Source organism: Aeromonas sp. ASNIH7, assembly GCF_002903485.1.
GTDB classification, from domain to species: Bacteria; Pseudomonadota; Gammaproteobacteria; order Enterobacterales; family Aeromonadaceae; genus Aeromonas; species Aeromonas caviae.
On record NZ_CP026226.1, the window covers coordinates 4,225,321 to 4,238,313 of the forward strand.

The window sequence follows — 12,993 nt, forward strand, 5'->3', positions numbered from 1 at the left end:
TGTACAAGGGATAGAAATGCATAACGGCGTGATGAAGGCCTGGTTGGAGTCATCTCACCTGGCTGGTGCGAATGCAAGCTACATTGAGGATTTGTACGAATCCTTCCTGGAAAACCCCGACTCCGTTGCCGACGAATGGCGCAGCCTGTTCCAGTCGCTGCCCCAGGTCAACGGACATGCAGTAGAACAACCCCACTCCCAGGTTCGCGACTATTTCCGCCGCCTGGCCAAGGACTCCTCCCGTTACAGCGCTCCCGTCTCCGATCCCCAGGTGGATGCCAAACAGGTTCGCGTACTGCAACTGATCAACGCCTTCCGCTTCCGCGGTCACCAGAACGCCAACCTGGACCCCCTGGGTCTGTGGCAGCGCGAGCCGGTCGCCGAGCTGGATCCGGCCTTCCACAACCTGCAAGGTGCAGACATGGAGGCCACCTTCAATGTGGGCTCCTACGCCATCGGTCGCGAGACCATGGTGCTCTCCGATCTGTATGCCTCGCTGAAGAAAACCTATTGCGGCAGCATCGGCGCCGACTACATGCACCTCACCTCCACCGAGGAGAAGCGCTGGCTGCAAGACAGGCTGGAATCCATCGAAGGGAAGGGCAACTATACCCTCGAAGAGAAGACCCGCTTCCTCGAGAGCCTGACCGCCGCCGAAGGGCTGGAAAAATACCTGGGTGCCAAGTTCCCGGGGGCCAAGCGTTTCTCCCTGGAAGGGGGCGATGCCATGGTGCCCATGCTCAAAGAGCTTATTCGCCGCGCCGGTGAGCAGGGTTGCAAGGAAGCCGTCATCGGTATGGCCCACCGCGGTCGCCTCAACGTGCTCATCAACGTACTGGGCAAGCGCGCTCAGGACCTGTTCGACGAGTTCGCCGGCAAGCACGGCGAATCCTGGGGCACAGGGGATGTGAAGTACCACATGGGCTTCTCCTCCGACTTCGCCACCCCGGGCGGCAACGTCCACCTGGCGCTCGCCTTCAACCCGTCGCACCTCGAGATCGTCAACCCCGTGGTCATCGGCTCCGTGCGTGCCCGTATGGACCGTCGCGGTGACAAGGACGGCTCCAGCGTCCTGCCCATCACCATCCACGGTGACTCCGCCATCGCGGGGCAGGGGGTCGTTGCCGAGACCTTCAACATGTCCCAGACCCGTGCCTATGGCGTGGGCGGGACGGTGCGCATCGTCATCAACAACCAGGTGGGCTTCACCACCTCCTATATCCGTGACCTGCGCTCCACCGAATATTGCACCGACATCGCCAAGGCGGTGCAGGCACCTGTGCTGCACGTCAACGGGGATGACCCGGAAGCCGTGGTACTGGTGACCCAGATTGCCCTGGATTACCGCAACACCTTCAAGCGCGACGTGGTGATCGAGCTGGTCTGCTACCGTCGTCACGGTCACAATGAGGCTGACGAGCCGAGCGCGACCCAGCCCCTGATGTATCAGAAGATCAAGCAGCACCCGACCCCGCGCAAGATCTACGCCGATCAGCTGATCGCCGAAGGAGCCATCGCACCGGAGCTGGCTACCACCCTGGTCAACGACTATCGCGATACCCTGGATCGGGGCGAGCGGGTGAGCAAGGAATGGCGCCCCATGGAGCTGCATTCCGTGGACTGGACCCCTTATCTGGGTCACGACTGGGCCATGGCCTATGACAGCACTGTGCCGATGGATCACCTGAAGGCCCTCGGCGAGCGCATCAGCCAGTATCCGGCCACCCATGTGCTGCAACGCCAGGTCGAGAAGATCTACGAAGACCGTCGCCTGATGGCCGCCGGTGAGAAACTGGTGGACTGGGGCTTTGCCGAGACCCTGGCCTACGCCACCCTGGTGGACAAGGGATCCCGCATTCGCTTTACCGGGGAAGACTCCGGCCGCGGTACCTTCTTCCATCGCCACGCCGTGCTGCACAGCCAGACCGATGCCAGCACCTACACCCCGCTGTGCAACCTGCACGACGAGCAGGGCCCGTTCGAGGTGTACGACTCCGTGCTGACCGAGAACGCGGTACTGGCGTTTGAATATGGCTACGCCAGCGCGGAGCCGGCCGGTCTCACCATCTGGGAAGCCCAGTTCGGTGACTTCGCCAACTGCGCCCAGGTGGTGGTGGACCAGTTCCTCTCCTCCGGCGAGCAGAAGTGGGGCCGGATGTGCGGCCTGACCATGCTGCTGCCCCACGGTTACGAGGGCCAGGGCCCGGAGCACTCCTCTGCCCGTCTGGAGCGTTATCTGCAGATGTGCGCCCAGCACAACATGCAGGTGTGCGTGCCCTCCACCCCGGCGCAGGTGTTCCACATGCTGCGTCGCCAGGTGGTGCGCCCCATGCGCCGTCCGCTCATCGTGATGACGCCCAAATCCCTGCTGCGCCACCCGCTGGCGGTGAGCAAGCTCGAAGAGCTGGCAGAGGGCACCTTCCAGAACGCCATCGGCGAAATCGATGCGCTGGATCCCAAAGGCGTCAAGCGCGTGGTCTTCTGCTCCGGCAAGGTTTACTACGACCTGCTCGATGCCCGTCGCAAGGCCGAGCAGCAGGACGTGGCCCTGGTACGGATCGAGCAGCTCTACCCCTTCCCGGAAGAGGAAGTGCGCGCCATCCTGGCCGATTACAGCCATGTCACCGACTTCGTCTGGTGTCAGGAAGAGCCGCAGAACCAGGGCGCCTGGTACAGCACCCGTCATCACTACGACAGCGTGCTGCCAAGCCATGCCCGTCTGCGTTATGCCGGTCGCCCGGCCTCGGCCTCACCGGCCGTCGGTTACATGTCCGTCCACGCCAAGCAGCAAAAAGCCCTGGTGGAAGACGCCCTTACCCTGGAATGAACGAGTTGTGGATGAGGAGGGCCCGTGTCGGGATCCTCTCTGACCTGGAACAAGCCTGCTGGCCAAGAAGTAACAAGGAACTGATTACATGACTATCGAGATCAAGGTACCGGACCTGCCGGAATCAGTGGCGGATGCCACCATCGCGACCTGGCACAAGAAACCGGGTGATCTGGTTGCCCGTGACGAAGTGCTGGTTGACATCGAAACCGATAAAGTCGTGCTGGAAGTGCCCGCGCCGGAAGCCGGCGTACTGGGCGACATCCTGCAGAGCGAAGGGGCCACCGTGCTCTCCCGCCAGCTGATCGCCATGCTCAAGCCGGCCCCCGTTGCCGGTGAAGCGACCAGCGAAAAGCCGGTGGAAGCCGTGGCCGATGACGCAGCCGATGGCCTGAGCCCTTCCGTGCGCCGCATGGTGGCCGAGCATGACATCGACGTCGCCAAGCTGACCGGCACTGGCAAGGGTGGTCGTGTCACCAAGGAAGACGTGGAAGCCTTCATCAAGAATCTGGGCAAGGCTCCCGTGGCTGCGCCGACTGCTGCCACTCCCGTGGCTGCCGCACCGGTCGCGCCGCTGGCCGGTCGCACCGAGAAGCGTGTGCCCATGACCCGTCTGCGCAAGCGCATCGCCGAGCGTCTGCTGGAGGCCAAGAACACCACCGCCATGCTGACCACTTTCAACGAGATCAACATGGCGCCCATCATGAAGCTGCGCAAGCAGTACGGCGAGATCTTCGAGAAGAAGCACGGCATCAAGCTCGGCTTCATGTCCTTCTATGTGAAGGCCGTGGTCGAATCCCTCAAGCGCTACCCGGAAGTGAACGCGGCGCTGGACGGTGACGACATCGTCTACCACAACTACTTCGACATCAGCATCGCCGTCTCCACCCCCCGTGGTCTGGTGACCCCGGTGCTGCGCGACTGCGACAACATGAGCCTGGCGGACATCGAGAAGGCCATCAAGGATCTGGCCGGCAAGGGCCGTGACGGCAAGCTGACCGTGGATGAACTGACTGGCGGCAACTTCACCATCACCAACGGCGGCGTGTTCGGCTCCCTGATGTCCACCCCCATCATCAACCCGCCCCAGAGCGCCATTCTGGGTATGCACAAGATCCAGGACCGCCCCATGGCCGTCGACGGCAAGGTCGAGATCCTGCCGATGATGTACCTGGCGCTCTCCTACGATCACCGCATCATCGACGGCCGCGAGTCCGTGGGCTTCCTGGTCTCCATCAAGGAGCTCCTGGAAGACCCGACCCGTCTGCTGCTGGATGTCTGAGCAAGCGTGACTGAAAGATAACGAGGGGCCGCCCAGGCCCCCCATTCACAGGGGATTGAGAAACACGAGCCCCGGACGGAAATACCTACAACACGGATAGAGCATCTATGAATCTGCATGAATATCAGGCAAAACAGCTGTTTGCCGAGTATGGCCTGCCGGTCTCCGAAGGTTATGCCTGTGCCACCCCGCAGGAAGCGGCCGAAGCGGCCGACAAGATTGGCGGCAACACCTGGGTCGTCAAGTGCCAGGTCCACGCCGGTGGCCGCGGCAAGGCGGGCGGCGTCAAGCTGGCCAAGAGCAAGGACGAGATCCGCGCCTTCGCCCAGAACTGGCTCGGCAAGAACCTGGTGACCTATCAGACTGACGCCAATGGTCAGCCGGTTACCAAGATCCTGGTGGAGTCCTGCACCGACATCGCCAAGGAACTGTACCTGGGCGCCGTGGTTGACCGTGGCTCTCGCCGCGTGGTCTTCATGGCTTCCACCGAAGGTGGTGTGGAGATTGAGAAAGTCGCCCACGAAACCCCGGAACTCATTCACAAGGCTGCCATCGATCCCCTGGTAGGCCCGCAGCCTTATCAGGCCCGCGAGCTGGCCTTCAAGCTGGGTCTGGTCGGCGATCAGATCAAGCAGTTCACCAAGATCTTCATGGGCCTGGGCCAGATGTTCCTGGACTGCGACTTCGCCCTGCTGGAGATCAACCCCCTGGTCATCACCGACAAGGGCAACCTGCACTGCCTGGACGGCAAGATCAACATCGACGCCAACGCCCTGTACCGTCAGCCCAAGCTGCGCGAGATGCACGACCCGTCCCAGGATGACCCCCGCGAAGCGCACGCCGCCCAGTGGGAGCTGAACTATGTGGCGCTCGATGGCAACATCGGCTGCATGGTCAACGGCGCGGGCCTGGCCATGGGCACCATGGACATCGTCAACCTGCACGGCGGTTCCCCGGCCAACTTCCTGGACGTCGGCGGCGGCGCCACCAAGGAGCGCGTGACCGAGGCCTTCAAGATCATCCTCTCCGACAGCAAGGTACAAGCCGTGCTGGTCAACATCTTTGGCGGCATCGTGCGCTGCGACATGATCGCGGAAGGCATCATCGGCGCCGTCAAGGAAGTGGGGGTGAAAGTGCCCGTGGTGGTGCGTCTGGAAGGCAACAACGCCGAACTGGGTGCCCGTAAACTGGCCGACAGCGGCCTCAATATCATCGCCGCAACGAGTCTGACTGACGCAGCTCAGCAAGTGGTAAAAGCAGCGGAGGCCAAATAATGAGCGTTCTGATCAACAAAGACACCAAGGTGATCTGCCAGGGCTTTACCGGCGGTCAGGGTACCTTCCACTCCGAACAGGCCATTGCCTACGGTACCCAGATGGTCGGCGGCGTCTCCCCGGGCAAGGGTGGCACCACCCACCTGGGCCTGCCGGTGTTCAACACTGTCCGTGACGCCGTGGAAGCCACCGGCGCCACCGCCTCCGTCATCTATGTACCGGCCCCGTTCTGCAAGGACGCCATCCTGGAAGCCATCGATGCCGGTATCAAGCTCATCGTCACCATCACCGAAGGCATCCCGACCCTGGACATGCTGGACGTCAAGGTGAAGCTGCAGGAAACCGGCGTGCGCATGATCGGCCCCAACTGCCCGGGTGTCATCACCCCGGGTGAGTGCAAGATTGGCATCATGCCGGGCCACATCCACAAGCCGGGCAAGGTGGGCATCGTCTCCCGCTCCGGCACCCTGACCTACGAAGCGGTCAAGCAGACCACGGACGAGGGCTTCGGCCAGTCCACCTGCGTCGGTATCGGTGGCGACCCCATCCCGGGTTCCAACTTCATCGACATCCTGGAGATGTTCCAGAATGACCCGCAGACCGAAGCCATCGTGATGATCGGCGAGATCGGCGGCAACGCCGAGGAAGACGCGGCGGCCTACATCAAGGCCCACGTCACCAAGCCGGTGGTCTCCTACATCGCGGGCGTCACCGCCCCGGCTGGCAAGCGCATGGGTCATGCGGGCGCCATCATCGCCGGTGGCAAAGGCACGGCAGCAGAGAAATTTGCCGCCCTGGAAGATGCCGGCGTGAAAACCGTGCGCTCCCTGGCCGATATCGGCAAGGCCCTGCGTGAAGTGACCGGCTGGTAAGTCAGCCTATTATCTCTAATTGAAAAAGCCGCCCAATGGGCGGCTTTTTTATGGCTGACTATCTTAAATAGTAATCGGTGTTCGTGAATGTCAGAATGTATGGAGATGGTATTCACCTGACAGTTGCCCACAAAAGGGAGTGGTCATACGGCTTCAAACCGGATAACAAAACGGTACCCCTACCGTGTTATCCGGAGTCACCGTATGACCACCAACGAGAAAGTAGCACGTCGCAAACTCAGCCTGCTAGAGCTCGCCAAAGAGCTCAATAATGTCAGCAAAGCCTGCAAGCTCATCGGCTACAGCCGCCAGCAGTTCTACGAGATTCGCCGTAACTACCAGACCTATGGGGCTGAGGGCTTGCTCGACAAACTCCCCGGCTGTAAAGGGGCGCATCCCAACCGGGTCGCTCCCGAGATTGAACAGGCTATCCTCGATTACTCCCTCACCAGACCAACCCATGGCCCGCTGCGGGTCGCGCAAGAACTGGCTCTGCAAGGCATCAACGTCAGTGCGGGCGGTGTGCGTGGCGTGTGGCAACGTCACGACTTGCTCTCCAAGCATGACCGCTTGTTGCGCCTTGAGAAAACCCATAGGGAACAGACGATTGAGCTCAATGACGAGCAGATCCGCCTGCTCGAGCGCTTCAGCCCCGAGTTTCGCGAACGCCAAATTGAGGTTCACTACACCGGGGAACTGGTGGCGGTCGACACCTTCTTCGTCGGCGCACTCAAGGGGGTGGGCAAGGTGTATCTGCAAACCGTACTGGACTGCTACAGCCGCCACGCCTGGGGACGGCTCTACACCAGCAAGCTGCCGGTGACCTCGGTCCATGTGCTCAACGAAACGGTCCTGCCGTTCTTCGAGGCTCACGAGGCGCGGGTCTATACCATCCTGTCGGACAATGGGCGCGAGTTCTGCGGGCGCCCTGACCATCACCCCTACGAGCTGTTCCTGCAACTGGAGGGGATTGAGCACCGGACCACCAAGGTACGCAGGCCGCAGAGCAACGGCTTTATCGAGCGGCTACATCGCACCCTGCTGGATGAACACTTCCGTATCAAGGGGAGGACGATCTGGTATGAATCAGTGGAGCAGATGCAGACAGACCTGGACAGCTATCTGGATCACTACAACACCCAGCGGCCACATCAGGGCAGGATGATGGAGGGTCAAACCCCCTACAGCATGTTCAAAAAGGGTCTGAAATTGATACCGAAGGAAGTGCGCACTAAAGTAGCGTAAACAAGACACCGGTTTGAGGCCGGTGTCAGGTGATAACTAGATCTGTACAGCTTCGCAAGTTCAGCAGATGAGGATATAACAATCATATCGTCGTTCTTGGTGCTTGGGTGAAACAATGAGGTGGTTTTTTCTGCTGTTTATCATGTTGCTTGTTGTTACCGGCAATGCAGTCATTTTTGATAGTTCATCCTCTACCAGAGTGATTGATTGGATTGCATTTAACCTGTTCCCGTTATCTCTGGTTTTATTCTGGTTTGGCATTTATTTTTCTGATGGCGATAAGCGGGCCCAGCTCTTTGTCATTGGTCATGCGTTGCTGGTCTTTTCTGCCGGCGCCGGTTTTGTGCTTATCGGTACCAATATTGTTTTGGCTGATTCATGTGAAATAATGACATTTAGTGGGAAAGCGAGTGGTCTCCTGTGGATATTTTCAAACTATATGCTGTCGATTGGTTATTGTCGGGAGCTGGGGGTTGGTATCGCTGTGTTCGGAGCTATTATATCTTATCCTAGCGTTAGATTGTTTTTAGGGTTGGTTCAATCACGTTAAAGCTTTTAATGACAAATAATGTATCTTTTAGCGAGGTGATGGTTTATTTTATCACTTCAGATAACTCCCTAACGAAGATGCCAACTTATTGGCTGCATTTATTAGGGAGTATATTTTGCGTGTCAGAGCTCGTTTCGTTCTTCGACCATAGAGACTTATGATTAGTTTTTACTTGCTGCGGATTGTAAGGGCGTCGTGGACTTATTCAGTTGTTTTGCTTTTCTTTTGTCTCTAACCCAAATAACTGAACCATTTGTCTTTTTCATCTCGAAGAGATCGATGGACTGGAATAGATCGCTCAGTTTTCTAAATCCGTAGTTTCGTTGATCAAATGAAGCATGGTTTGAAATGTGGTTGCCAATCTCGCCAAGCATGGCCCAGCCATCATCTTCGCCAATAGCATCTATTGCTTGCCTGAGTAAATTGATGAGTTTTGTGTCCCCCTTTATATTTTTACTTTGTTTTTGAATGGGTTGTTCCAGAGCCGGTTCTGCATCAAGATATAGAAATCGAGAGCAACTATTGACGAATGGTAATGGTGCTTTTCGCTCTCCAAATCCGATGACGAATTTTCCATCAGCAAGTGTTCTAGTAACTAAAGGTGTAAAATCACAATCTGATGACACAAGGCATATTATGTCAATGTGTTTTGTGTATATGACGTCCATGACATCAATGACTAATGCCATGTCTGTAGCATTCTTACCCTTTGTTAAATCAAATTGTTGTACTGGTTGTATAGCATAATCGTGTAGTACATCTTCCCATGGTTTAATATTCGGGTTTTTCCAGTTACCATATGCTTTTCTAATGTTTACAACGCCGTATCGAGCTAATTCTGAAAGAACAATATCTATCTTACCTGCCGGTGCATTATCAGCATCAATAAATACGGCTATTTTTTCTTTATCTTTCATGAAAGCCTCCGTGCATAAATTTATTTTATGAGCAGTGATTCCATTATACTACTTAGCCGTAGGTTCGAATAATGAAGCGTATTCGGACGTTCGGGAAATGTATTATGCCACAAGCGTCTCCAGCCACCAGTGACAAACAGCCCAAGATTGTTACGCTGCTGCAACTAAGTTGGCTAATGCTGTTGCGCTGGTGAATCAATCCTGCCGCTGTTTGGGGCAACCCGCTGGCCACGCTGGTGGCCAATGCCCCCCCGATTTGAGGCAAAGTGCCAAGCCGAACTCAGGTTAGCTCCCGCTTATTGACCCTTGCACAACGTTCCTCGCTATCAGGGCTGGCTATCACTCGCGTCATAAAAATGCGGACCCAATAGTCTGCATGTTGCAGGCAAAGGCGCCGGGCTTACGGCATTTCGCTTTGCTCGCAGTGCATGGCAGGCTTAGCCTTGATTGGGTAAATCGGTCTTGCTGTAAAAGACGATGTGAGTAACGTGGGGATCGTTGATCTGTTCCAGAATACCGACCTAGAGTTCATAGGCGAAACCGCCACCAACCTTGAAAAATCGGGCCATAGGGCGTATAACCACGCGCTTGTCAGTGTATTGAGTGAGCTAACTTTTATGCAGCAGAGTGAACCCGTGCAGACCGCCCCCTTTTGGCAGGCGAAGAGCCTGCAGCAGATGACCATGACGGAGTGGGAGTCTCTGTGCGACGGCTGCGGCAAGTGCTGTCTGAACAAGCTGATCGACGAGGACACCGAGGAGCTGGTGTTCACCAACGTGGCCTGCAACCTGCTCAATACCAAGACCTGCCAGTGCTCCGACTACGGCAACCGCTTTAAAAAAGAGCCGGACTGCCTGCAGATCACCCACGACAAGATTGCCGAGTTCAACTGGCTGCCCTCCACCTGCGCCTATCGCCTGCTGGCGGAGGGGCAGGGCCTGCCAGAGTGGCATCCGCTTATCACCGGCAGCCGCAGCGCCATGCACCAGGCTGGCCAGTCGGTGCGCGGCAAGGTAGTGCACGAGGCGCAGGCTGGTGACTGGGCCGACCATATCATTACCTGGGCGAGCTAAGCCTTAATCCGCCGTTTATTGCTTACTACAGGGGCAGGGGAGTGAGACTTCGCTGCCCCTGTTGTTTTTGGGATATAAGGGATGCGTTTTTGTGATAAAGGTAGTGTAAAGTTCTGCTGTGAGATGAACGTAGTGAGGGGGATGAGAAGCCGTCTCTAACGCCGTCTGTATTCGTTCAATCGCTTTTAGACACAAGGGCAGCAGAGTCCACACTCCGCTGCCCTTGTTGCTTTCTGGCGTCTTCTGGCGATGTAGTGTTGTTCTCCTCAGCCTGGCCCTCTCCCAAGGGGAGAGGGAAGGGGGCGGGGGATGTTTTACAGCGTCCGCGACGATAACGTTTCTCTGTTCTGCTGTTCTGCTGTTCTGCTGTTCTGCTGTTCTGCTGTTCTGCTGTTCTGCTGTTCTGCTGTTCTGAGTACCTGAGTACCTGAGTGCCTGAGTGCCTGAGTGCCGGTGGGCACATCCGTGCATCAAGCGCAGGAGAGGAGTGGAGAGGGGCATCATAGAGAGGGGCGTTAGGAGGCTAACGTCTGGCCGAGCCTGCGGCTCAGAGCCCACGAGCCAGCCGGCCTGGGAGGTGGGAAGCGGCTTGCACACTGCCAAACAGCCATAAAAAAACCGGCGCCTTGGCGCCGGTTTTTGTTCTCCGAGACTCTATTACAGAGAAGCGGTGAAGGTACGGGTGATGACGTCTTGCTGTTGCTCCTTGGTCAAGGAGTTGAAGCGAACGGCATAACCGGATACGCGGATGGTCAACTGCGGATATTTCTCCGGGTTTTCCATGGCGTCCAGCAGCATTTCACGGTTCATCACGTTGACGTTCAGGTGCTGACCACCTTCCAGGTTGGCTTCGTGGTGGAAGTAACCATCCATCAGGCCGGCCAAGTTGGCTTTCTGGGCTTCCATGTCTTTGCCCAGCGCGTTCGGCACGATGGAGAAGGTATAGGAGATACCATCTTTGGCGTAGGCGAACGGCAGCTTGGCAACGGAAGTCAGGGAAGCAACGGCACCCTTCTGATCACGACCGTGCATCGGGTTGGCACCCGGGCCGAACGGCGCACCGGCGCGACGACCATCCGGGGTATTACCGGTCTTCTTGCCGTACACCACGTTGGAGGTGATGGTCAGCACGGACTGGGTAGCCACGGCACCACGGTAGGTGTTCAGCTTCTGAATCTTCTTCATGAAGCGCTCGACCAGGTCGCAGGCGATGTCATCGACGCGAGCGTCGTTGTTGCCGAACTGCGGGTACTCGCCTTCGATTTCGAAGTCGATGGAGACGCCATCGGCATCACGTACCGGCTTGACCTTGGCGTACTTGATGGCAGACAGGGAGTCAGCGGCTACGGACAGACCGGCGATACCACAGGCCATGGTGCGATAGACGTCACGGTCGTGCAGCGCCATCAGGGAGGCTTCGTAGCTGTACTTGTCGTGCATGTAGTGGATGATGTTCAGCGCAGCAACGTATTGCTTGGCCAGCCAGTCCATGAAGTGATCCAGTCTGTCCATCACGTCGTTGTAGTCGAGGTACTCGGAGGTGACCATTTCGGTCTTCGGACCGACCTGGATCTTGAGCTTCTCGTCCATACCGCCGTTGATTGCATACAGCATGGTCTTGGCCAGGTTGGCACGGGCACCGAAGAACTGCATCTGTTTGCCGACGATCATCGGGGACACACAGCAAGCGATGGCGTAGTCATCGTTGTTGAAGTCCGGACGCATCAGGTCGTCGTTTTCGTACTGAACGGAAGAGGTCTCGATGGATACCTTGGCGCAGTACTTCTTGAAACCGACCGGCAGCTTCTCAGACCACAGGATGGTCAGGTTCGGCTCAGGGGACGGGCCCATGGTGTACAGGGTGTTCAGCATACGGAAGCTGTTCTTGGTGACCAGGGTACGGCCATCAACGCCCATACCGGCCAGGGTCTCGGTGGCCCACATCGGGTCGCCGGAGAACAGTGAATCGTATTCCGGGGTACGCAGGAAGCGAACCATACGCAGCTTCATGACCATGTGGTCCATCAGCTCCTGGGCTTCTTGCTCGGTGATCAGGCCTTTTTGCAGGTCACGCTCGATGTATATGTCCAGGAAGCTGGAGGTACGACCGAAGGACATGGCCGCGCCGTTCTGGGACTTGACCGCCGCGAGGTAGGCGAAGTAGGTCCACTGTACGGCTTCTTTGGCGGTCTTGGCCGGTACGGAGATGTCGCAGCCATATTTGGCAGCCATCACCTTCATCTGGGCCAGGGCACGGTGCTGCTCGGAGATCTCTTCGCGCAGACGGATGGTGGCTTCCAGGTTGACACCGTTTTCCAGGTCAGCCTGCAGGGACTTGAACTGGGCCAGTTTGTCGGCCATCAGGAAGTCGATACCGTACAGGGCAACACGACGGTAGTCACCGATGATACGGCCACGGCCGTAGGCATCCGGCAGACCGGTGATGACGCCGGACTTGCGGCAGTTCAGGATGTCTTTGGTGTAGACGTCGAACACGCCCTGGTTGTGAGTCTTGCGGTACTCGGTGAAGATCTTCTCGACCATGGGGTCAAGCTGGCGACCGTACACTTCGCAAGAGGTCTTGACCATCTTGATACCGCCGTTGGCGATGATGGCGCGCTTGAGCGGTTTGTCGGTCTGCAGACCAACGATTTGCTCCAGGCTCTGGTCGATATAGCCGGCATCGTGAGCGGTAATGGTGGAGGGCAGGTCGGTATCAAAATCGACCGGCGCGTGAGTGCGGTTCTCGATCTTGATGCCTTCCATGACCTTGTCCCACAGCTTGGTGGTAGCTTCGGTCGCGCCAGCCAGGAAGGACTCGTCACCTTCATACGGGGTGTAGTTCTTCTGGATGAAGTCACGGGTGTTGACAGAGGTCTGCCATTCACCGGCTGCGAAGCCTTCCCATGCTTTTTGGAACTGTTCGTTAAGTTCTGCCATTTTCATTACCTCT

The 12,993-nt window shown here is 57.5% G+C and carries 9 protein-coding genes; 7 read left to right on the forward strand and 2 right to left on the reverse strand.

All coding sequences use genetic code 11. From position 1 onward, the window contains the following. Nucleotides 1-16 precede the first annotated feature (16 nt). The 6 genes from sucA (at nt 17) to C2U47_RS19860 (ending at nt 8,050) form a co-directional block, all read left to right on the forward strand. Entirely contained in the window at nt 17-2,827 is a 2,811-nt protein-coding gene (sucA, locus tag C2U47_RS19835; RefSeq protein WP_010674498.1) for a 2-oxoglutarate dehydrogenase E1 component, read from the forward strand. Nucleotides 2,828-2,915: 88 nt separating this feature from the next. After that, nucleotides 2,916-4,109 carry a 2-oxoglutarate dehydrogenase complex dihydrolipoyllysine-residue succinyltransferase gene (odhB, locus tag C2U47_RS19840; protein ID WP_010674499.1) on the forward strand — a complete coding sequence of 398 codons (1,194 nt, stop codon included), beginning with the start codon at nt 2,916-2,918 and terminating at the stop codon, nt 4,107-4,109. Nucleotides 4,110-4,216: 107 nt separating this feature from the next. Further along, complete coding sequence (gene sucC / locus C2U47_RS19845; protein WP_005300220.1) at nt 4,217-5,383, forward strand: ADP-forming succinate--CoA ligase subunit beta; 1,167 nt, start codon at nt 4,217-4,219, stop codon at nt 5,381-5,383. After that, the gene (sucD, locus tag C2U47_RS19850; protein WP_005300222.1) at nt 5,383-6,255 is read left to right on the forward strand and encodes a succinate--CoA ligase subunit alpha; all 873 of its coding nucleotides are present in this window, start codon (nt 5,383-5,385) and stop codon (nt 6,253-6,255) included. Before sucC ends, sucD begins: the two co-directional genes overlap by 1 nt. Nucleotides 6,256-6,459: 204 nt before the next feature. Then, nucleotides 6,460-7,500, forward strand: a complete 1,041-nt coding sequence (locus tag C2U47_RS19855; protein WP_052815317.1) for an IS481-like element ISAs19 family transposase — start codon at nt 6,460-6,462, stop codon at nt 7,498-7,500. Between the two features lie 142 nt (nt 7,501-7,642). Continuing rightward, a complete protein-coding gene (locus C2U47_RS19860; protein ID WP_125117235.1) occupies nt 7,643-8,050 on the forward strand; it encodes a hypothetical protein in 408 nt (135 codons plus the stop codon). Between the two features lie 161 nt (nt 8,051-8,211). Here the strand turns inward: C2U47_RS19860 and C2U47_RS19865 are convergent, their stop codons facing one another. Beyond that, nucleotides 8,212-8,967: an NYN domain-containing protein gene (locus tag C2U47_RS19865; protein WP_010674502.1), complete on the reverse strand. Its 756-nt coding sequence runs from the start codon at nt 8,965-8,967 to the stop codon at nt 8,212-8,214. A gap of 617 nt (nt 8,968-9,584) precedes the next feature. Between C2U47_RS19865 and C2U47_RS19870 the strand changes: the two genes are divergently transcribed. Continuing rightward, a complete protein-coding gene (locus C2U47_RS19870) occupies nt 9,585-10,040 on the forward strand; it encodes a YcgN family cysteine cluster protein (RefSeq protein ID WP_010674503.1) in 456 nt (151 codons plus the stop codon). 657 nt (nt 10,041-10,697) lie between these two features. Here the strand turns inward: C2U47_RS19870 and pflB are convergent. Then, nucleotides 10,698-12,980, reverse strand: a complete 2,283-nt coding sequence (gene pflB / locus C2U47_RS19880; protein ID WP_010674504.1) for a formate C-acetyltransferase — start codon at nt 12,978-12,980, stop codon at nt 10,698-10,700. Nucleotides 12,981-12,993: the final 13 nt, after the last annotated feature.